The sequence below is a fragment of the Rhodococcus sp. SJ-3 genome (assembly GCF_051918125.1).
GTDB lineage: Bacteria > Actinomycetota > Actinomycetes > Mycobacteriales > Mycobacteriaceae > Rhodococcus.
This window is the reverse complement of sequence record NZ_CM123306.1, coordinates 102,485-123,504: the sequence shown is the minus strand read 5'-3', so window position 1 is coordinate 123,504 and position 21,020 is coordinate 102,485. Positions and strand designations below refer to the sequence as shown.

19 protein-coding genes and 1 tRNA gene are annotated in these 21,020 nt (G+C 65.5%); 9 read left to right on the top strand and 11 right to left on the bottom strand.

Going from position 1 to position 21,020, the window contains the following annotated elements:
- Window positions 1-17: 17 nt before the first annotated feature.
- Both ACTDXD_RS00575 and ACTDXD_RS00570 read right to left on the bottom strand, forming a co-directional pair.
- On the bottom strand, window positions 18-908 hold the full coding sequence (locus ACTDXD_RS00575) for an alpha/beta hydrolase (protein WP_440125294.1): 891 nt from the start codon (window positions 906-908) through the stop codon (window positions 18-20).
- 256 nt (window positions 909-1,164) lie between these two features.
- Entirely contained in the window at window positions 1,165-1,524 is a 360-nt protein-coding gene (locus ACTDXD_RS00570) for a VOC family protein (RefSeq protein WP_440125293.1), read from the bottom strand.
- Window positions 1,525-1,629: 105 nt separating this feature from the next.
- Between ACTDXD_RS00570 and ACTDXD_RS00565 the strand changes: the two genes are divergently transcribed.
- Complete coding sequence (locus tag ACTDXD_RS00565; RefSeq protein WP_440125292.1) at window positions 1,630-1,797, top strand: hypothetical protein; 168 nt, start codon at window positions 1,630-1,632, stop codon at window positions 1,795-1,797.
- A 121-nt stretch (window positions 1,798-1,918) separates the two neighbouring features.
- On the top strand, window positions 1,919-2,230 hold the full coding sequence (locus ACTDXD_RS00560) for a WhiB family transcriptional regulator (RefSeq protein ID WP_440127481.1): 312 nt from the start codon (window positions 1,919-1,921) through the stop codon (window positions 2,228-2,230).
- A gap of 45 nt (window positions 2,231-2,275) precedes the next feature.
- Here the strand turns inward: ACTDXD_RS00560 and ACTDXD_RS00555 are convergent, their stop codons facing one another.
- The 3 genes from ACTDXD_RS00555 to ACTDXD_RS00545 all read right to left on the bottom strand — a co-directional run bounded on the left by ACTDXD_RS00555 (window position 2,276) and on the right by ACTDXD_RS00545 (window position 6,040).
- Complete coding sequence (locus tag ACTDXD_RS00555) at window positions 2,276-3,601, bottom strand: ABC1 kinase family protein (RefSeq protein WP_440127480.1); 1,326 nt, start codon at window positions 3,599-3,601, stop codon at window positions 2,276-2,278.
- 37 nt (window positions 3,602-3,638) lie between these two features.
- Complete coding sequence (locus ACTDXD_RS00550; RefSeq protein WP_440125291.1) at window positions 3,639-4,520, bottom strand: TOMM precursor leader peptide-binding protein; 882 nt, start codon at window positions 4,518-4,520, stop codon at window positions 3,639-3,641.
- Window positions 4,521-4,612: 92 nt separating this feature from the next.
- Window positions 4,613-6,040 carry a zinc-dependent metalloprotease gene (locus tag ACTDXD_RS00545; RefSeq protein WP_440125290.1) on the bottom strand — a complete coding sequence of 476 codons (1,428 nt, stop codon included), beginning with the start codon at window positions 6,038-6,040 and terminating at the stop codon, window positions 4,613-4,615.
- Window positions 6,041-6,127: 87 nt separating this feature from the next.
- On the opposite strand from ACTDXD_RS00545, the gene ACTDXD_RS00540 reads away from it, so the two are divergent.
- The gene (locus ACTDXD_RS00540; protein WP_440125289.1) at window positions 6,128-7,153 is read left to right on the top strand and encodes a YlbL family protein; all 1,026 of its coding nucleotides are present in this window, start codon (window positions 6,128-6,130) and stop codon (window positions 7,151-7,153) included.
- A 34-nt stretch (window positions 7,154-7,187) separates the two neighbouring features.
- Here the strand turns inward: ACTDXD_RS00540 and ACTDXD_RS00535 are convergent, their stop codons facing one another.
- Entirely contained in the window at window positions 7,188-7,787 is a 600-nt protein-coding gene (locus ACTDXD_RS00535; protein WP_440125288.1) for a PPA1309 family protein, read from the bottom strand.
- Window positions 7,788-7,951: 164 nt separating this feature from the next.
- Between ACTDXD_RS00535 and ACTDXD_RS00530 the strand changes: the two genes are divergently transcribed.
- On the top strand, window positions 7,952-10,963 hold the full coding sequence (locus tag ACTDXD_RS00530) for a UPF0182 family protein (RefSeq protein ID WP_440125287.1): 3,012 nt from the start codon (window positions 7,952-7,954) through the stop codon (window positions 10,961-10,963).
- A 104-nt stretch (window positions 10,964-11,067) separates the two neighbouring features.
- Here ACTDXD_RS00530 and ACTDXD_RS00525 read toward each other — a convergent pair whose 3' ends face one another.
- Entirely contained in the window at window positions 11,068-11,586 is a 519-nt protein-coding gene (locus tag ACTDXD_RS00525) for a transglycosylase family protein (RefSeq protein ID WP_440125286.1), read from the bottom strand.
- A 422-nt stretch (window positions 11,587-12,008) separates the two neighbouring features.
- On the opposite strand from ACTDXD_RS00525, the gene ACTDXD_RS00520 reads away from it, so the two are divergent.
- Window positions 12,009-12,085, top strand: a tRNA-Met gene (locus ACTDXD_RS00520).
- A 241-nt stretch (window positions 12,086-12,326) separates the two neighbouring features.
- On the opposite strand, the gene ACTDXD_RS00515 is transcribed toward ACTDXD_RS00520, so the two are convergent.
- The 4 genes from ACTDXD_RS00515 to hisN all read right to left on the bottom strand — a co-directional run bounded on the left by ACTDXD_RS00515 (window position 12,327) and on the right by hisN (window position 17,747).
- The gene (locus ACTDXD_RS00515; RefSeq protein ID WP_440127479.1) at window positions 12,327-13,940 is read right to left on the bottom strand and encodes an acyl-CoA synthetase; all 1,614 of its coding nucleotides are present in this window, start codon (window positions 13,938-13,940) and stop codon (window positions 12,327-12,329) included.
- Between the two features lie 236 nt (window positions 13,941-14,176).
- On the bottom strand, window positions 14,177-15,388 hold the full coding sequence (locus ACTDXD_RS00510) for an acyl-CoA dehydrogenase family protein (protein ID WP_440125285.1): 1,212 nt from the start codon (window positions 15,386-15,388) through the stop codon (window positions 14,177-14,179).
- Window positions 15,389-15,417: 29 nt separating this feature from the next.
- Window positions 15,418-16,809: an acyl-CoA dehydrogenase family protein gene (locus ACTDXD_RS00505; protein ID WP_440125284.1), complete on the bottom strand. Its 1,392-nt coding sequence runs from the start codon at window positions 16,807-16,809 to the stop codon at window positions 15,418-15,420.
- 149 nt (window positions 16,810-16,958) lie between these two features.
- A complete protein-coding gene (gene hisN, locus ACTDXD_RS00500) occupies window positions 16,959-17,747 on the bottom strand; it encodes a histidinol-phosphatase (RefSeq protein ID WP_440125283.1) in 789 nt (262 codons plus the stop codon).
- Window positions 17,748-17,786: 39 nt separating this feature from the next.
- On the opposite strand from hisN, the gene prfB reads away from it, so the two are divergent.
- The 4 genes from prfB (at window position 17,787) to ftsE (ending at window position 21,013) form a co-directional block, all read left to right on the top strand.
- On the top strand, window positions 17,787-18,905 hold the full coding sequence (gene prfB, locus ACTDXD_RS00495) for a peptide chain release factor 2 (RefSeq protein WP_169685957.1): 1,119 nt from the start codon (window positions 17,787-17,789) through the stop codon (window positions 18,903-18,905).
- 104 nt (window positions 18,906-19,009) lie between these two features.
- Window positions 19,010-19,846 carry a mechanosensitive ion channel family protein gene (locus ACTDXD_RS00490; protein ID WP_440127478.1) on the top strand — a complete coding sequence of 279 codons (837 nt, stop codon included), beginning with the start codon at window positions 19,010-19,012 and terminating at the stop codon, window positions 19,844-19,846.
- Window positions 19,843-20,292 carry a hypothetical protein gene (locus ACTDXD_RS00485; protein ID WP_440125282.1) on the top strand — a complete coding sequence of 150 codons (450 nt, stop codon included), beginning with the start codon at window positions 19,843-19,845 and terminating at the stop codon, window positions 20,290-20,292. Before ACTDXD_RS00490 ends, ACTDXD_RS00485 begins: the two co-directional genes overlap by 4 nt.
- A 31-nt stretch (window positions 20,293-20,323) precedes the next feature.
- Window positions 20,324-21,013, top strand: coding sequence for a cell division ATP-binding protein FtsE (gene ftsE, locus ACTDXD_RS00480; protein ID WP_169685961.1), 690 nt, complete (start codon window positions 20,324-20,326; stop codon window positions 21,011-21,013).
- Window positions 21,014-21,020 lie beyond the last annotated feature (7 nt).

The following is a 21,020-nucleotide window of genomic DNA, read 5'->3' as shown; positions in this document are numbered from 1 at the left end:
GTCGGGACCCGGCCGGCTCATCCTGTCTGCAGCGCAGGGGCGATCGTGGTGCTCCACGCTTCGCGGAGCTGATCTTCGAACAGCGCCCACGTGTGCGCGCCGGTGTCGCGCAACGACACCGTCGCGGGGACACCCGCTGCTTCGAGCGCATCGACGAACATGGTGGTGCACCGGTGGACGAGTGCTTCGACGACCATCCCGCCGATCGGCGGTATCGCGCCTTCCGGGATCCGGTCCACGACACCGACGGCACCGCGTGATGCGCTGACATACACGGCGGTGCCTGCCAGTTTCGCGGCGTTGGACGCGGGGTCGTGTGCGCGCCACTCGCGGCTGCCGGGAGGGCCCCACATGTTGAGCGGATTGTTCAGTCCGCTGGCGATCATGGTCGAGATACCCACGCTGGCAAGGAGGTTGCTCGGTGCAGGGCATCCGCTGAACGATGCCGCAGCCTGGTACAGATCGGGCGCCTGGATCGCCAGATCGAGAGCGGGCCCACCGCTCATCGACAACCCCGCGACTGCGTTCAGTCCGGTCCCGCCGAACTCGCGGTCGATCACGCCGGGCAGTTCCCGAGTCAGATACGTCTCCCACATATTGATGCCGAGGATCGGATCGGAGCTTCCCCAATCGGTGTAGAAGCTGAAACGTCCGCCGATCGGCAGCACGACGGTCACGTTCTTGTCAGCGAAGAACGCGGGCACCTGTGAGTTGTTCATCCAGCCGACTCCGTCCTCACCGCCGAGAGCACCGTTGAGCAGGTACAACGTAGGTAGCGAGCCGCCGTGTGCGGGCCGGAGAACGTCGTTGGAGATCACCCGATTCATTGCGGGCGAGTAGACGTCGACGACGGTGTGGGTGGGGGAGATCTCCCGGGTCTCCACCACGTGTGGAGCGATATCCGACACCGCGCTGGCTCCAGGCGGCTGTGGTTCCGCGGTTGGCTGAGCCGCGGCGAGCCCGCCGAACCCGATGCTCGAGGCCAGTACTGTAACCGACGACGCAGACAACACACGTAACATTGACCTCACGCACAACTTCCGCATCAACCGATCGTCGCATTCGACAGGAGCGCGGGGGTTGCGTGACGGTGTTCGGTCGGTTGCAATACGGTCTCGGCCGGCTCTCGGTCATCGATCTGCAGTTCGGCGACCCGAAGTCCTGTCAGCAGGCACAGAGGCAGAAGTAGTGGCCCGCCGGGTCACGGAATACGCGAAACGTCGGGGCTGTCGATGGGCCGAGAACACGGGTGGCGCCGAGGCCGAGTGCAACTCCCTCGGCCTCGTCGAGATTCGGAACGCTGAAGTCGAGGTGGGCGCGAACACCTTCCTCCGGCCATCGTCGTGGAACGAAGTCGGGGGCGAGTTGGAATGCGATCGCGGTGCTGTCGTCACGGGCAAGCTCGAACCAGTCGTCGCGGTCTTTCACGAGCCGCCAGCCGAGCAGGTCGCGATAGAAATCGGCGAGGGCGCGCGGGTCGGGGCAATCGAGCACTGGGATGAATCTCGTCGTCGCGAGTGTCATGCGTCCACCGTAACCGCCGCGGAGGTGTGAAACCGCAGGTAGAAAATAACTTGTGTCATCCATGGGGACGTCACTACTGTGGATGACGATGTCACGGGAGAGCCCGTGCACGAACCATGGCAGGAGGTAGCACCGATGCTCGGCTTCACAGCGCTCGCACTCATCGCTGCCGCCGCCGGCGCAGCCGACGTGGCTGCTCCGCGCGCCCGTCGTGTGCGTGCCGCAGCTGTTTCGTCCGTGGTCAGGGGTCTGCCCGAGGTTCGCCTCCGGTAGACGATTCCGATTCCAGGCCACGGACCCCGCCCAGCGGACCGTGGCCTCACTGCTTTTCGGCCGGGTTCGCACCGCATTCAATCCGAACCATCGAAAAGGAGCTCTCGTGCCGAGCGACACCCTGTCGACCGCCCCGCACGATTCCGACCAAGAGACCGGTGCACGTGCCGGGATCCTGCCGTGCCACAACTACGACCCGGACCTGTGGTTCGCGGACACACCCGCTGACCTCGAACGCGCCAAGGCACTGTGTTCCGCATGTCCCGTGCGTTCGCGGTGTCTCGCAGCCGCTCTCGACCGCGAGGAACCCTGGGGAGTATGGGGCGGCGAGATCCTCGACCGCGGCGCGATCGTCGCACGTAAGCGTCCTCGCGGGCGTCCCCGCAAGCATCCCGTCGTCACCGATCCGGAGAAGGAATTGGTGTGTGCATGACCGCCCTGGGCGGGCGAGGCGTCCGGCCTCGCCCGCCCAGGCCGGTCACTCGTCGACGAACCCCGGCAGCCACTCGGTGAGTATTCGCATGTAGGGCGCGTACGCGTCGAGTTGAGCGCAGATCCCCACCGAGCCCAACAGGACCCGGAAGACACTGAGATACTCCGGCGGAAGATTCAACGTGCGGGCGGTCCGGAACTGAGGACCGGAGAAGTCGGTGGCCACACCCGCGACCTGCTGCAACCACGATCGGGTGAAGTGGAACGACTCTGTCCGGATGGGGTCGGTGAACGGGCGGAGATAGTCCGCGATCTCCCGGTCCGTCACGGTCCGGCCGGGCAACACGAACTTGTTGTCGTACAGCAGTTGCGTCAGCTCGTCGAACCGCTCGTCGAGGGCGAGCCGGACCATCCGGCCCAATACCGGCGGGAAACCATCCGGCATCGCGGCGGTGGCGCCGAAATCGATGACGCCGAGCCGTCCGTCGTCGAGCAACATGAAGTTGCCCGGGTGCGGATCGCTGTGCAGCATCCCCACTCGCGACGGGGAGGAGAAGTGGAACTCGGCGAGCAGAGCGCCCGCGCGATTGCGTTGCTCCTGTGTCCCGCCGGTGATGATCGAGGACAAGGGGGTAGCGGAAAGCCATTCGGTGACAGTGACTTTGGGTGCGCTTGCGACCACGCGAGGTACGAAGAACTGGGGGTCGTCGTCGAAGGCCTTCGAGAACGCACGCTGATTGTCGGCCTCGATGCGGTAGTCGAGCTCCTCCTCGGTGCGCGCCGAGAGTTCGTCGAGGATCGCGCGGACGTCGGTGCCCGGCATCACGGTCGAGAACAGGCTCGCGAACCGCGACAGGGTCTTGAGGTCTGCGCGCAGCGCCTCGTCGGCGCCCGGGTACTGCACCTTCACCGCAACCTTCCGCCCGTCGGACCACACCGCCCGATGCACCTGACCGATGCTGGCCGACGCGGTCGGCACATCGTCGAACGAGGTGAAGCGTTCGCGCCACTTGGTGCCGAGCTGCTGGTCGAGTACGTGGTGCACGGCCTTTGCGGGCAGCGGTGGCGCCTCCGCCTGGAGTTTGGTGAGGGCCTCTCGATACGGTTCGGCGAGTTCCTCGGGGACCGCAGCCTCCATCACGCTGAGCGCTTGCCCGAGCTTCATGGCGCCACCCTTGAGCTCGCCGAGCACGGTGAACAGCTGCTCCGCGGCCTTCGCCGCCATCTCGGCGTCGATCTCGTCGCGATCGCCCCCTGCCAGACGCCTACCGAAGCCCATCGCGGCGCGTCCCGCGATCCCCAACGGAATGCTCGCGAGTTTGGCGGTGCGGGAAGAGCTTTTGCGAGGGATGTCGGCCACGCACACCATCATGCCTGACCGGCCCCACATCATCTTCCACCCGGGGCGGTCACATCGAACACTCGCAGTCGGGGTGACGGAACCAGCGGCGCTTCGACAGCCGGAACGACGACAGATCGATCTCCACGGTGTGATCGGCCACAGCGAGCGGCAGGGACCCGGCAAGAATTACATCGAGCTCGGCCAGTGCGATGGCAGCGGTGGCGAGAACCACCGCGCGATCCGCGTGACCGGGCCGGTCCCACAGCTGGGCGGCGAGAACGGGCCACGATGGATCGAGATCCGTGCGGGTCAGGTCAGCGCACCGTAAGCAACTCGTGCTGCCAGGGACGACGAATGGACCGACGATTCCGCGCCCGTCCCGTGTGCGGACCACAAGATGCGGGACCCGGTGCTGCATGAGGTCGCGCACAACGAGCGGATCGGGCACCTGGATATCGGCGAGGACCACGCACGCGAGACCCTCCTGGAGACGTTCGTCGCCGGTGTATCTACCCGACCGGGACCATTTGGTGTCCCGCAACGACAGCTGCGCGCACAGTGCATCGGCGAGCGGGCCATCGCCGTAGAGCCTGATCCGATGCGGAGGCGTCGGGGCGACACGGGTCTTGGCCGATGCCGACCCTCGGACGAGTCCGGTTGCCACTAGATCGTCGAGCAACAACCGGACGCCGGCGGCATCGGCGCCTCGCTCGACTGCGGTCTCGACGAGTTCGTCGTCCGTGTGCGCACCGTCCAGCAACTGCAGGACGGTCCGCACATCGAATTCGTCGAGACCCTCGGGCGGCACGATGACGCGACCGGTCTCGGGTCCCCATCCCACCTGCACGCGACCGTCGGCGCGTCTCAACACCAGTAGTGCGGGATCGAACGAAAGGGCGGTGTCGCTACCGGTGTCAACCTGCGCTTGGGCACGAACGGAACTGGTCATACCGGGAAGCATCGCAGCCGCGGTGCTCCGGCCGAGGGCAGATCACCGAGTTATCCACAGGGCTGAACGCCTGTGACCAGAGCAAAGAGGTCTCAGTTCGACGCGTCGGGATTCTCGTCGTCCGAATTTTCGTCGCGTTCGGCCTTCTCGCGTTCCATGGTCGCCTTCAGCTGCGCGATGGGATCGTCGAATGCATCGGTTCCGCCCCCGATCACCCGGTCGACGAACGCGGTGGGATTGTCGAGGTCGGAGGAATCCGGAAGCAGGTCGGGGTGTGCCCAGACCTTGTCGCGTGCGTCGGCACCCGCATCGGTGGTGAGGCGTCGCCACAGCGTCGCGGCCTCCCGCAGCTTCCGAGGCCGGAGTTCGAGGCCCACCAACGACGCAAAGGTCTGCTCTGCGGGACCACCCGTTGCGCGTCGACGGCGGAGAGTCTCGCTCAGCGCTGCGACCCCGGGGAGGCGATCACCGAGAGCGTCGGAGACGACTATCTCTACCCAGCCTTCGACCAGCGCGAGCATCGTCTCCAGCCGCTCGAGCGCGGCCTTCTGTTCCGGCGTGGTCTGAGGTTCGAACGCGCCCTGGCCCAGGAGCTCCTGGATCTTCGACGGGTCGGTCAGCGCCGCCGGATCGATGCCCTGCGCAAGATCCTCGATCGCCGAGAAATCCATCTTGATTCCGCGCGCGTATTCCTCGACCGCACCGAGCAAGCGCTGGCGCAACCACGGCACATGACTGTAGAGCCGCTGGTGGGCGGATTCGCGTGCCGCAAGGAAGACCAGTACCTCCTGAGCCGGCTGTTCGAGACCCTCACCGAACGTTTCGATGGCCGCGGGCATCAGGGCCACCGTGCCTTCGGGACCGAGCGGGATACCGATGTCTGTCGAGGTCAGCACTTCCTTCGAAAGCTGACCCAGCGCCTGGCCGAGTTGCGAGCCGAAAGCGATGCCTCCCATCTGGGCGAACATGCCCATCATCGGCCCGACCATTGCTCGGGCCTCCTCGGGAAGACCCTGCGCCATCATGCCGTTGACCTGCTCCGCGATCGGATCGGCGAGGCGCTTCCATGTGTCGAGTGTGTTGTCGAGCCAGTCGACCGGCGTCCATGCGACGGCCTTCGTGGCGCCGGCGGGGAGTGTGGTCGCGGCGTCGAGCCACAATTCTGCGAGGCGCGCAGCGTCGCGCACAGCGTCCGTCGCGCCCGCCGACACGGGGGTCACCGATCCGATCTGCTGACGGGCCAGCTTGGTGGCCACGTCGTAGTTGACCGGACCGGACTCACCTGTACCCATAGCGCTGCCCATGCCACTGAGCATCTGGCCGAACTGGCTCAGCATCTGCCCGAACTGGGACGGATCGAAGCCCTGCGCACCGAACGGGTTGTCGCCGCCGCTGCCGGGAACTCCGAAACCGAACGGGAATCCGCCCTCGGAGCCGCTTGCACCGCCGTCGGACCCCCCGTCCTTCTTGCGGTCGGGATCGTCGTCGGGGTTGGAGAATCCGAAGGGGGTGTCGCTCATACCGTCAACGGTACAAGGGGACGGAGTCGGAAACGGCCGGTGTGGTCACGCTGAACGCGAACAGCGCGCGCCCGCTACCCTGGCCGGGTGAATCGACGCTTCGTGCTGCCCCTTGCCGTTCTGCTCCCGGTATTGGTCCTCGCGGTGCTGGCATTCAATGTGCGTGTGCCCTATGTTGCGCTCGGTCCGGGGCCGACCTTCGACACGCTCGGCGAGGTCGAGGGGACACCGGTCATCGAAATCGAGGGTGTCGAATCCGACCCCACTACCGGCGAACTGGTCATGACCACGGTGGGGGTCACCGACAACCTCACGCTCGCCCAGACGGTCCTGGCCTGGTTCAGCGGACGCTACGGTCTCGCGCCGCGCGAACAGGTGTACCCGCCGACGCGTAGCAAGGACGAGGTCAAGGCGGCAGATCACGCACAGTTCGCGCAGTCCGAGCGGAGTGCCGAACTCGCTGCGCTCCACTATCTGGACATGCCCGTCACGCTCCGAGTTGCGCAGGTGGCCGATGACGCCCCGGCAACGGATCTGCTGCATGAAGGCGACCGAATCCTCGCAGTGGGCGGTGAGGTGGTCAGCACCGCCGGCCAGGTCCAGCGCGTGGTCGGCGACACCGCGCCGGGCAGTGATCTGGAGATCACGGTCGAACGGGACGGCGTCGAGGAGATTGTTCCCGTCACGGTGGGGGGACGCCCCAGCGACCCCGACAAGGGCTTTCTCGGAATCGGCACCGAGGAACTCCCGGATGTCCCGTTCTCCGTCACGTTCAACCTCGCCGACGTCGGTGGTCCGTCGGCGGGCCTGATGTTCAGCCTCGCCCTCGTCGACAAACTCAGCGAGGGCGAACTCAACGGTGGAAAGCACGTCGCAGGTACCGGCACCATCGATTCCGACGGTGTCGTGGGGCCGATCGGCGGCATCACCCACAAGTTGACCGCGGCCGCCGAGGGCGGCGCCGAGTTCTTCCTGGTTCCGGCCGACAACTGCGCCGAAGCGCTGTCCGACACGCCCGACGGTATCCGGCTGATCGAGGTGGAAACGCTCGACGGTGCAATCGACGCACTCGAGGCCGTCACCTCCGGAGGCGACGCGCCCACCTGCGGCTGATTCCCGGTGACCGGGTGTGGCCGGGGTGCCCCGCTCAGTCGTCCTCGCCCGCCTCGAGCGTCGCATACAACGCTTCGACGACATTCGGCGCGAGGTCGTCGGCGACTCGCAGTTCGGCGCCCGCGAACGGATCGTCGTCGGTGGGGCGCAGCTCGAGCAGGCTCATCGACGGGCCGTCGCGTAGCACCGCCGAGATCAGACGCGCCTCGCGGCGATCCGGGTGCGCATGTGCTGCGCCGAGGGCGGCATCGTCGGCAGCATGTCTGTCGGCGAGCAGGGGGACGAGCGCCTCATCCAGGTCGGTTTCCGCGGCAGGGGGGAGCACGACGATCTCTTGCACCAGCGCACAGCCGGATACCGAAGCCGGCCAGCTTGTGGTCGCGAGGAACTCCTCCAGTGCGGGACTGCCGCCCTCGATGTCGTCGGGCAGCAGATCCTGGACGACCGGCGTGTACTGGTGGCCGTCGTCGAGTTGGTCGCTGAGGGTCGGCTCCGCGGCTGCGAGCAAGGCAGTGGGGACGAGGGCGAACATCACCGGAGGTCGGTCCCAGCCCTCCGCATCGACGAAATCGATGATCTCGTGGACGGCATGTGAGAGCGCATCGGGGGAAGGAACAGGAAGGTGATCGTTCACATGCCTATCCTGACATCCGGAAGACCCGGATGTGTCCACCGGAGCGGTGGGTGCACCCGCGGCGCGCGGTTTCCGTAGAGTAGGGCGAAACGGTCACCGGGTTGTGACACGAGGTGGAGACGGCGCGGATCACCGCGTCGCCGTACGAGTTGGGAGCGTGGCACGTGGGCATGAGGCCCCCGACCGGAGTACCGAGTCTGTCGAAGCGGAGCAAAGCTCTGTTGATTCTCGCCTTGGTGGTGGCCGTGCTGCTGCTTCTCGGCCCGAGAATCCTGGATACCTATACCAATTGGCTGTGGTTCGGCTCCGTCGATTTCCGCGGCGTGTACGTCAAAGTTCTCCTGACGCGAGTTGTGCTGTTCTTCGTCGTCGGCCTTTTTGTTGCGGCGGTGCTGTGGCTTGCACTGTTCCTTGCCTACCGATCGCGTCCGGTGTTCGTGCCGACAGCCGGTCCCGGTGATCCGATCGCGCGGTATCGCACGACGGTCATGACCCGGATGCGCGCCTTCGGGCTCGGTATTCCGATCGGCATCGGCGTGTTGTCCGGCCTCATCGCCCAGTCGAGCTGGGTGACGGTCCAGATGTTCTTCAACGGGGGATCGTTCGGCACCACCGACCCCCAGTTCGGCTTGGACGTCGGGTTCTACGCGTTCGACCTGCCGTTCTTCCGTTTCGTCCTCAACTGGTTGTTCGTCGCGATCATCCTGTCGTTCTTCGCGAGTCTGGTCACCCACTACATCTTCGGCGGAATCCGCCTCGCGGGGCGGGGCGGTAGTGGTGGCCACATCTCCAATGCAGCTCGGATTCAGCTGGCAGTCCTTGCAGGCCTGTTCGTCGCTTTCAAAGCGGTGGCCTACTGGTTGGACCGGTACGAACTGCTGTGGAGCGGCCGGAAGGAACCCACGTTCAGCGGCGCAGGTTTCACCGACATCAATGCAGTTCTGCCCGGCAAGCTGATCCTGATGGCGATCGCCATCATCTGTGCGATCGCGTTCTTCGCGGCGATCGTGTTCCGCGATCTGCGGATCCCCGCTCTTGCAACGGCGCTTCTGGTGCTGTCGTCGATTCTCGTCGGCGCGATCTACCCGCTCATGGTCGAGCAGTTCTCCGTCCGGCCGAACGCCGCCGACAAGGAACGCGAGTACATCGAACGGAACATCGCGGCCACGCGTGAGGCATACGGGATCACCGACGACAAGGTCACGTATGAGGACTATCCCGGGGTAGGCACCGTCTCTCCCGAAGAGGTTCCCGCCGACATCACGACGATCGCGAACACCCGACTACTCGACCCGAATGTGCTCCCACGTACGTTTACTCAGCAGACTCAGCTCAAGAACTTCTACGGCTACCCCGAGTCTCTCGATATCGACCGTTACGAGGTCGACGGTCGTGTCGAGGACTACATCGTCGCCGCACGTGAGTTGTCTCCGACAAGCCTGACCGGGAACCAGACCGACTGGATCAACCGCCACACCGTGTACACCCACGGCAACGGTCTGGTCGCCGCTCCTGCGAATCGGGTCAACGCCGCCGCCAGTACCTCGGCGGAAGAAGCTGCGAACAGCAACAGCGGCTACCCGGTCTATATGATCAGCGACCTCGCCTCGCAGGCGGCAGGCAACCAGGTCATCCCCGTCGAACAGCCGCGCATCTACTTCGGTGAGGTGATCGCCGAGGCCGATCCCGATTACGCGATCGTCGGTGGTAGTGAGGGCGCAGCACCGCGCGAGTACGACACCGACACCGAGACCTACACCTACACCGGTGAGGGCGGCGTCGATATCGGCAACTGGATCAACCGGTTCGCATTCGCCGCGACATATGCCGAGCGCAATATCCTCTTCTCCAGCGCGATCGGTGGCGACTCGAAGATTCTGTACAACCGCGACCCCCGCGACCGCGTAACCAAGGTTGCGCCGTGGCTCACCGCCGACGGCGACGCCTACCCGGCAGCAGTGGATGGCCGCATCGTGTGGATCGTCGACGCGTACACCACGCTCGACAACTATCCGTATGCCCAGCGCAGCTCGCTCGAAGGTCTCCTCGAGGACAGCATCGATCAGAACACCGGACGTCTGCTGCCTCGCAAGGAAGTCTCGTACATTCGCAATTCGGTGAAAGCGACCGTCGACGCGTACGACGGCACGGTCACGCTCTACCAGGTCGACGAGCAGGATCCCGTTCTCAATGCCTGGATGGGGGTCTTCCCGGATGCAGTGACTGCGCAGGATCAGATCTCCGACGAGCTCCGCTCGCACTTCCGCTACCCGGAGGATCTGTTCAAGGTTCAGCGGGAGATGCTCGCCAAGTACCACGTCGACGAGCCGCTCGAGTTCTTCACCAACAACGCGTTCTGGTCGGTCCCGGCAGACCCGACGGTGGACACCACCGCCAATCAGCCGCCGTACTACCTGTTGATGGGTGATGAGGAGACCGCCGACGCCAGATTCCGGTTGACGTCCGCGATGGTGGGCTACAACCGTCAGTTCCTGTCTGCGTACATCTCGGTGGAGGCAGATCCGGAGAACTACGGGCAGTTCACGATCCTGCAACTACCGACCGATACGCAGACCTTCGGTCCGGAGCAGACACAGAACGCGATGATCTCCGACACTCGTGTCGCCTCCGAGCGGACGCTGCTCGAAAGATCCAACCGGATCCAGTACGGCAACCTGCTCACGTTGCCGATTGCCGAGGGCGGCATCCTGTACGTCCAGCCGATGTACACCGAGCGCAACCCGACAGCGGGCAGTACATCGACGTTCCCGCAGCTCTCGCGTGTGCTGGTCAGCTACCGTGAGCCGGGTTCGGGCGGCGGCGTGCGGATCGGTTACGCACCGACCCTGGCTGCGGCCTTGGATCAGGTGTTCGGTCCAGGTGTAGGCGACGTCGCGACGGCTCCCGGTGGGTCAGCGGTGTCGAGCGCTGAGGTCGAGGACGATACTCGCTCCGAGACGGTCGAGGGTGCGGTGCCCGACGAAGGTCAGCAACCGGAACCGGGATCGCCCCCGGTGGCGGTGCCACCGGCAAGCCGTGAGGCTGCGGTGACCGAACTGGATTCGGCGCTCGATGAGCTCGCGAACGCGCAGCGCAGTGGCGACTTCGACGCCTACGGCAATGCCCTCGCGCGGGTGCAGCGTGCGGTCGAGAGCTACCAGTCGAGTGGCGGCTGATCACCGGCTCTGACGCACCGTGGCGCAAGGCCACATGCCTCGACGAGGTCCCGCCCATGGGCGGGACCTCGTCGTTGATCGGGCAGTGTCGTCGATCGGCAGTGTCAGAGTCCGGCGATGCTGACGAGCTGTGAGAACTGTGCGTCGAAGCCCTGCTGCGCGGCGAGATCGCCCGCAGCGTCGATGGCCTGCTGGACCTCGACCGGGAGAGCCGGCACCTCGGCGATGGGGGCATCGGGTAGGACCGGGGCGCCAGGCGCCTCCGGTGCGGGTGCCGCCGGTGCGCTCTCAGTGGTCAGGTACTGGCCGCAGGTGGGCCACGCACCTGGGCCCTGGGTCTGCAGCGTGTTCTCGGCGACCCGGATCTGCTCCGCCTTCGAGGCGTGGGCCGCGTTCCCGGTACCGCCGTTGGCCTCCCAGGTGCTCTGTGAGAACTGCAGGCCGCCGTAGTACCCGTTTCCGGTGTTGATCGCCCAGTTGCCACCGCTTTCGCACTGCGCGACACCGTCCCAGTTGTGGGGTGCAGCAGACGCCGTCCCGGCGGCGAGGCCGAGCGGAACGGCGGCGAGTGCGCCGGTCACGACGACGGTACGAAGGGCGCGCTTGGTCAACGGTGTGGTCATGCTGTGGGTCCTCTCCCGCTCGCGGCACCAGCACTTCCTCGACACTTCGTGTCGTGATGGGGTGTGCGGTGCTTCTACCCCTCCGAAGATCTTCGTAGGCACCGGTTCCCGCGGGGCAGACTCAGCGGCGGCGGTCCGGTGGTGGTTCGGTGGATTCGAACCGGGACCGACCGTACAAGGGGAGCGGGGGAGGCGTCATCCGGCAGATTTCCTCGACTCATGTCCAGAATGTGAGATAGTCCGGCGTGTTCCCGCAGGTCATGAGCAAAAATTACACTCTCGTCACAAAGATGTTATTCATCCGTTATGTGTTGGGGATCATGAGCAAAAAGTGACCGGGGTCACCAGATTGGACTTCAAAACCTCGGTGGCTCAGGCGATTTGCCTTTCGTTTCCCCGCTCGTGTAACTTTGTTCTTGCAACGCGGGGTGGAGCAGCTCGGTAGCTCGCTGGGCTCATAACCCAGAGGTCGCAGGTTCAAATCCTGTCCCCGCTACCACGAAGATCGAGGTCGGACATTGTCCGGCCTCGATCTTTTTTGGCTGTTGACCCCCGGCGATTGGGTCAGCGATAGAAGAGCTCGAGGATTGGGGTCGTGCGCGACTACGGCAGAGCCCGAGTGTCGACTCCAGCTGCCGACGCCACTCCTGCAGCTCGAACCATGCCTGACGCGACGACCCGATGAAGATGAAGACGGAGCCGACGAGCAGCCAGACGACGGGATTCATGGTGTGATCAGCCTATTGTGAGCGCGCGTCCATTTCTTCGAGTACTCGACGGAGGAGCTTGCCGGTCGCATTGCGGGGGAGTCGGTCGACGAACACCACGTCGCGCGGCACTTTGTAGCGGGCGAGATTGGACCTGACGAATGTCTTGATCTCGTCGGCGGTGGGCTGGGAATCGGGGTCCGGCACCACGAAGGCCCGCAGCCGGTGACCGAAATCGGGATCGGGAACACCGACGACAGCCACATCGAGTACATCCTCGCGTTCGGCCAGCACGTTCTCCACCTCGAGCGGGTACACGTTCTCTCCGCCGGAGACGATCATGTCGTCGTCGCGGCCGTCGACGAACAGATAGCCCTGCTCGTCCCAGTGCCCGACGTCGCCGGTGGAGAGCAGGCCGCCGATGCGTTCCTTGTCGCGGCCGTCGGTGTAGCCCGCGAAGCTCAGTCCGCTCTTGACGAAGATCCTGCCGACCTCGCCCGGTGCGGTGATGCGGCCACCGTCGTCGTCGAACAGTTCGACGTGGCAGGTCACCGGTGCACGACCCGCGGTCCCCGGTGCGCGACGAAGGTCCTCGGGCGTTGCGACGGTCACGACCGCGCATTCGGTCGAGCCGTACAGGTTGTGGAGGACGTCGCCGAACGACTCTCGGGTGCGGCGACAGATGTCGGGAGACAGTGCCGCGCCGGCCGAAAAGATGATGCGCAGGCTCGACGTGTCGAACTCGGCGATCGTCGCCGCGCCCAGCGCAAGTATGCGCTGGAGCATGGTGGGTACGACGACCAGGACGTTCCCGCGGTGGGCCTCGATCGCGCGCAGGGTATCGATCGGGGAGAATCGGCGCACCATCACGACCGTCTGCCCGAGTGCCAGCGCGAGCGCCAGCTGCGAGACACCGGTTCCGTGGAAGGCCGGTGCCGCCATCACCATCGTCTGTCCTTCACGCAACGGGACACGGTCGACGAACTGCGCAGAGGCCAGTGGTGACGTGCGGGCGCGGGGGGCGCCCTTGGGCGTACCGGTGGTGCCGCTCGTGAGCAGGACGAAGCCGCCGAAGCTCTCGGGCGGAGGAACGGCGGAGCGGTCGAAACCCGCGGCGGCGGAGTCGAGCGTGGGAATCCCCTGAACGGGATTGTCCTGCCACGAGAGATATCTTCGGACATCGGCGGGAAGCGCTGCGGCGACGGCCGCGAACTCCGAATCGAACACGAAGGCCGACACCTTCTCTCGGACCGCGACCTCGACGAGTTGCCGCGGCGCGAACCCGGTGTTCATCATCACAAGTCGCGCGCCCAGTTTTGCGGCAGCGACCATCGTCAGCACCAGACCCCGGTGGTTGCGGGCCATCACGCCCACAATGGATCCGGGTGTCAACCCGTCGGACTTCCATGCGCGGACCAGCGCGTTCGAAGCCGCGTCGAGTTCTATGTACGTGACATCGCCGCGTTCGTCGGAGATCGCCGTGGCGTCGAGGCCTCGGCTGGCGTGTGAATGTACCGCGCCGGCGAAGGGGCCGTACTTCCTGGCGGCGGCCATTGTCGCGAGGCTTCGGTCGATGCGCGGGAAATGCAACAGGCCGCTGCGTCGCATGACCGCGAGAGCGCCGAGACTGTCGGTGATCTGCCGCATGCTCGTGCGACCCCCGGTGAGTCGTTCCAGAACGTCCTGCTCGGACAAGGGGCCCCCTCCGCTGCGGTGAATTTCACCACACGGTAGCGGCGCCGGGGTCCCTCGTGAGGGGAAATGTCGGGATCTCGAGAGCCCCGACAAGGCGAAACCCTCGCCTCACTCGAGTGCGGCGAGGGTCTCCCTGCCTCCCCTGAAGAGAACTCCGAGCAGCTGTAGCAGGGTCTACGGCAGCGCGGTCACTTCAGCTCGGAAGACGACTTTCCGAGCACACGACGGGCCACGATCAGCTGCTGGATCTGCTGCGTGCCTTCGAAGATGTCGAGGATCTTGCTGTCGCGGGCCCACTTCTCGAGCAGCGGGCGCTGCGAGTACCCGTAGGTGCCGGCGAGTTCGACGGCCTTGAGCGAGACCGCGGTACCCGTACGACCGGCCTTCGCCTTCGAAATCGACGCCTCGAGCGAGTTGGGCTTCTTGTTGTCGGCCATCCACGTCGCCCGCAGGGCGAGCAGATACGCGGCTTCCCAGTCGGCTTCGAGTGCGAGGAACTCGGCGGCAGCGGCGTGCTGATTGTTCGCCGGAGTGTCGTAACTGACCTCCACCCCGGCCTCCGACAGAATGCTCCTCAGTTCCTCGAGTGCTGCGCGACCGAGACCGATCGCCATGCCTGCGACGATCGGGCGGGTGTTGTCGAAGGTCTGCATGACCCCGGCGAAGCCCTGCTCGACGTTGACCTCGGGCGAACCGAGGATGTTGTCCTTGGGAATGCGGCAGTCCTGCAGCAGTAGTACCGCAGTATCGGAGGCCTTGATGCCGAGCTTGTGCTCGAGCCGCGCGACGCTCAATCCGGGCGCATCGCGGGGCACGACGAACGACTTGATCGCCGCCCGGCCCTTCGACTTGTCCACCGATGCCCAGACGACGACGTGTGAAGAGCGCTCGCCGGAAGTGACGAAGATCTTCTCGCCGTTGAGGACCCACTCGTCGCCGTCGAGAACGGCAGTGGTGGTGACCGCGGCCGAGTCGGATCCGAAGCTGGGTTCGGTGATCGCCATCGAGGCCCACACCTTGCCGAATCGTTCGAGTTGCTCGTCGGTCGCCACCGCGGCGATAGCCGAGTTGCCGAGGCCCTGGTAGGGGATGGACAACGTCAATCCAACGTCGCCCCAACAGGTTTCGATGACATTGAGAAGGCCGGCCATGTTTCCGCCGTTGGCGTTGTCGTCATCGGACTCCTTCGCCTTGCCTTCGCGGCCGAGCGTCGCGCCCGCTGCGCCCTGGCCGGAATCGTTGAGTGCCTCGACCATTGCCGCCATAGTGTCGAGCTCGACGGGATACTCGTGTTCCGCGAGGTCGTACTTGCGAGAGACGGGTCGGAAGATCTGGGCGGCGACCTGGTGGGCCTGATTCGCGGAAGCCTTGAGCTTCTTGGGAAGTTCGAGATTGATCATCACAGGTTCCTTGTGTATGTCAGGGCCGCTCAGACGAGGACGATGCCCTCGGCGACGCCGATGGCGCGCAGGTCGCGGTACCAACGCTCGACGGGATGTTCCTTGGTGAAGCCGTGGCCGCCGAGTAGCTGGACGCCGTCGAGACCGATCTGCATTCCCTTGTCCGTCGCCAGCTTGCGGGCGAGCGCTGCCTCACGAGCGAACGACAGACCCTGCTCGGCGCGGGCTGCGCCGCGGAGGGTGACGAGACGGAGGCCGTCGAGTTCGATCTTGATGTTCGCGACCATGAACGCGACCGCCTGGCGGTGGCTGATCGGCTCACCGAATGCCTCGCGCTCGTTGACGTACGGCACCACGTAGTCGAGTACGGCCTGCCCGGTGCCGATGGCGAGCGACGCCCAGCCGAGGCGCGACAACCGGACCGCGTCGGCGTACTGCTCCGCACGAACGTCCGGGTTCTCGTCGCCGAGTAGCGCGGACTGCGGCACGGCGACATCCTCGAGCAGGAGGCGGCCGAGGCCGGCGGCGCGCAGGCCCATGCTGGGATCGGCCTCGATGACGACACCCTTGCTTTTGGCCTCGACAATGAAGAACGAGGGCTTGCCGTCGAGTTCCGCTGCCACGATGAACAGTTCAGCGCTACCGGCCGCCGGGACGAGGGCCTTGACCCCGTTGAGCCGGTACCCGCTCGGGGATCGCGTGGCCTTCGTGTGCAGCGCGAACGGATCGAACAGTGCGCGGGGCTCTGCGATGACGACGGATGCCTGCGGAACGTCCTCGCCGGCGAATGCGGGCAGGTAGGTCTTCTGCTGGTCGTCGGTGCCCCACTCGGTCAGTGCTACGGCGACGCCGCTCGGCGCGAGGATCGGCAGCGCCAGGCCCATATCGCCATGGGCGAGGGCTTCGGCGACGAGGCTGTTGGTGACCACTCCACGCTCGGCGGCGGCGCCGTCGAACGCTTCGGGCACGTTGACGAGCGTGATGCCGAGCTCGGCGGCGCGGGCGAGCAGGTCGGCGGGTGCGGCTGCAGCTTCGTCGGCGTCGTGCGCCGCCGGACGCAGAATCTCGGCGGCGAAGTCGCGCACAGTTTCCGAGATCATCTGTTGATCGTCGGTAGGGGTGAGGTCGAAGTAGTCGGCGTTCTTCGCGGCGGCGAGACGCTCGGGGCCGTTGCCGCCGGACACCTTCTTGAACGTGCGGGTCGCGGCGCCGAGGGTCTTGAATCCGGTCTTGGTGGACTCGTACGTGACCCGGTCGATCGTCTGCCGGAAGTTGTAGCGGTCGGCGAGTTCGGACCCGGTGATCCGCGTGAGCACGCGCATCGCTGCTCCCATGGCGTCCCGCTTGATCGGGTTGAGGCCGACTGCGGACGTGTCTCGGGGGGTGTTCCGGGCCACACTGTCTTGCTTGCTCATGATCACCAGAAGTTTCTTGTATCGGAGCGGACAGAGATCAATCTTACTCCTGAGTAAGGTATGTGTCTACTCTCGAGTAAGTTCCCGGCTGTCCGGGCAGGACGACACTGCCCGCGCCGCAGGTGAAATGCAGCGCGGGCAGTGTCGGGTGGGCATCAGGACTTCAGTCGGCTCAGGACCTCGTCGTGGAGTGCACCGTTCGTCGCGATCGCACTTCCCCCGTGTGGTCCTGCCCTGCCGTCGAGATTCGTGAACACCCCGCCCGCTTCGCGGACGAGCACATCGAGCGCTGCCAGATCCCAGAGCGACACCTCGGGTTCGAGCGCGATCTCGAGCGCGCCCTCCGCCAAGAGGCAGTAGGAGAAGAAGTCGCCGTAGGCGCGCACGCGCCACACCTCGTCCGTCAGATCGACGAACCGCTCACGAATGTTGCGGTCGTTCCAGCCGGAGAGGCTCGAAAAGCTCAGCGACGCCGACGCGAGCGATCCGACCTCGGACACCGCGATGGCACGTGGTTCACCGCCGTCGTGCGAGGACCACGCGCCGGCCCCCGAACAGGCCCACCACCGGCGGTGCAGTGCCGGAGCGCTGACCACGCCGACAACCGGGACACCGTCGACGATCAGGGAGATGAGGCTCGCCCACACCGGCACACCCCGCACGAAGTTCTTGGTGCCGTCGATCGGATCGATCACCCATTGGCGGCCTTCGAAGACCGGATCGCCACCGAATTCCTCCCCGAGAATCGCGTCGCCGGGCCGCTCGGAGGAGAGTGTCTCCCGCACCAGGCGTTCCACCGCGAGATCGGCGTCGGAGACCGGTGTCAGGTCGGGTTTGTCGTCGACTTTCAGGTCCAGCGCGCGGAAACGGTCGCGGGTGAGGGCGTCTGCGGCGTCGGCGAGACGTAGTGCGAGTTCGAGATCGGCGGTGTAGTCGGTGGCCATGCGTCAGACGCTAGCCCCTAGCCGGTAGCCTAGAGAATCGTGCATCCCGATGTTTCCGCAGACCTGGCCGAGCTCGCGACGACCCTCCGGACGGTGGAGTCGGTTCTCGATGTGGAAGAGCTGCGCCGCCGTATCGACGAGCTCGAACATCAGGCGGCCGATCCCGACCTGTGGAACGACCAGGAGCATGCCCAGCAGGTCACCAGTCAGCTTTCCCATGCGCAGAGCGAACTGCGCCGCGTCGAAGAGCTACGCCAGCGACTGGAGGACCTCCCCGTGCTCTATGAGCTCGCCGAGGACGAAGAAGGCGAAGCGCAGGCAGCTGCGCTGGCCGACGCCGACTCCGAGCGCGAGACCCTGCGCGCCGACATCGAGGCGATGGAAGTGCGGACATTGCTGTCGGGCGAGTACGACCAACGTGATGCCCTCGTCAACATCCGTTCCGGTGCCGGCGGCGTCGACGCCGCGGACTGGGCCGAGATGCTCATGCGCATGTACATCCGGTGGGCCGACAAGCACGGCTACGGCGTCGAAGTGTACGACACCTCCTACGCCGAAGAAGCAGGCATCAAGTCGGCGACCTTCGCGATCAAGGCCCCTTACACCTACGGCACTCTGTCCGTCGAGATGGGCACGCACCGCCTCGTTCGAATCAGTCCGTTCGACAACCAGGGCCGACGCCAGACCTCGTTCGCCGAGGTCGAGGTGCTGCCGGTGGTCGAGACCACCGACCACATCGATATCGATGAGAACGACGTCCGCGTCGACGTCTACCGGTCGTCCGGCCCCGGCGGACAGTCGGTCAACACCACCGACTCCGCAGTCCGCCTCACACACGTGCCTACCGGCATCGTCGTCACCTGTCAGAACGAGAAGTCGCAGCTGCAGAACAAGGTGTCTGCGATGCGCGTCCTCCAGGCCAAACTCCTCGAGCGGAAGCGTCAGGAAGAGCGCGCCGAGATGGATGCCCTCAAGGGCGACGGCGGCAGCTCGTGGGGAAACCAGATGCGCTCCTATGTGCTGCACCCGTACCAGATGGTCAAGGACCTGCGCACCGAGTACGAAGTCAACAACCCGTCCTCGGTTCTCGATGGCGACATCGACGGCTTCCTCGAAGCCGGCATCCGCTGGCGGATGGGCGAGGAACAGAACGCGTGAGCCGGTAGGTCCGTGGCGGGCAGGATCCCGGCCCGGGTCCCTCTTCGAAGGAAAGAACGCTGTTTCCCACCGATGTCCTGCTGAACTGGGTCACCACCCGCGGACTGCTGATCGCTCTGACGATCCTCGGTGCCGTCATCATCGCCCGGTTCGTTTCGTGGACCGGCAGCCGGGTGACCCGGCGGATCGACGATCGCTACCGGCAGTCCGACGACCTCGTGCGCTCGGAGGCGACCAAGCATCGCCATTCGGTGGCACAGGTCGTGACGTGGATGGTGATCGCGTTCGTCTACATCGTTGCCGCGCTCAAGATTTTCGACTATCTCAGCCTGCCGATCGGTTCGCTCGTGGCACCGGCAACCGTTGTGGGTGCTGCTGTCGGTTTCGGCGCGCAGCGCATCGTGCAGGACATTCTCGCCGGCTTCTTCATCATCACCGAACGTCAGTACGGATTCGGTGACACCGTGCAGATCTCGGTCACAGGGTCGTCGGAGGACGCTGTAGGCACCGTGGAGGACGTCACCCTCAGGGTGACTCGGGTCCGCAGCGCTGCCGGCGAAGTGATCACAGTGCCGAACGGCCAGATCAACAAGGCCATCAACCTGTCGAAGGACTGGGCGCGCGCCGTAATCGACGTCCCGATTCCGGTCAGTGCCGATATCGGTGCGGTCAGTGACATCCTCCGTGATGTGGGCGTCGCCGCGTACAAGGAGCCGCGCGTGCGAGAACTCCTGCTCGACGAGCCGAGCGTGATGGGCGTCGAGAGCCTCGAGGTCGACCAGGTCAGCATGCGGATCGTCGCCCGAACTCTGCCGGGGAAGCAGTTCCAGGTTGGTCGTCTGCTCCGCGCCCGTATCGCCGGTGCCCTTCGTGCCAAGGGAATCACAGTGAGTCCGCAACTCGACACTGCAAGCGTCGTCGAACGATCGGGGGAACCGTGACCGACGACCAGCGATCGCACCGCATCCGGATCCCGGCTCATCTGCTCCACGGGCGCGTACGCACCAGCACCCTCGCGCTGTGCATTGTGTGGCTCGTCCTGTGGGCGGCATATCTGACTCTCAATCAGGACAAGAGCCAGGCCGACGGAACGGGAACTCCGCCCACCGGAGCAGTCATCATCTCCGAGACACCTTTCGTGCCGTACGTTCCACCCGCGTCGAGCACTGAACAGGCGCCTCCGACCACCACCACCGACGTTGCGCCCTCGTCCGAACCGACGACTGCCACGACGGCACCGGGCGACACGCCCGCCCCGACAACCGGTACGCGGCCACCCGAGACCACTACGACCGATGCGAATCCCTTCCGATTGCCGCAGATCCCGGGACTCCCAGGATTCGACGGGGAGTCGGGCACAGAACCGACCGGCGAGCCGGGGCAATAGGTCACCATCCGGTAACGGCTAGCATGGCGTCGTGATCCGCCTGGAAAATGTGTCCAAGTCCTACAAGACGTCGACCAGACCCGCATTGGACGGCGTGTCCGTCGAGGTGGACAAAGGCGAGTTCGTCTTCCTCATCGGCCCGTCCGGCTCCGGAAAGTCGACCTTCATGCGCCTCCTGCTGCGCGAGGACACGCCCACGAGTGGTGAGATCCATGTAGCGGATTTCCACGTCAACAAGTTGTCGGCGCGGCGGGTCCCGAAACTGCGCCAGAATCTCGGCTGCGTCTTCCAGGACTTCCGTCTGTTGCAGCGCAAGACCGTGGCGGAGAACATCTCGTTTGCGCTCGAGGTCATCGGCAAGCCCCGTTCCGTGATCGAACGGACCGTGCCCGAAGTCCTCGACCTCGTCGGATTGTCCGGCAAGGCGGGGCGCCTTCCCACCGAACTGTCCGGTGGTGAGCAGCAGCGTGTCGCGATCGCGCGCGCGTTCGTGAACCGGCCGCTGGTTCTGCTGGCGGACGAGCCCACCGGCAATCTCGATCCCGAGACCAGCCAGGACATCATGCTTCTGCTCGAACGGATCAATCGCACCGGCACCACGGTGCTCATGGCCACCCACGATCACCACATCGTGGACGCAATGCGTCGCCGCGTCGTCGAACTCGACCTGGGCCGGGTGGTCCGCGACGAAGCACGTGGTGTGTACGGCGTGGGTCGCTGACCCGGTC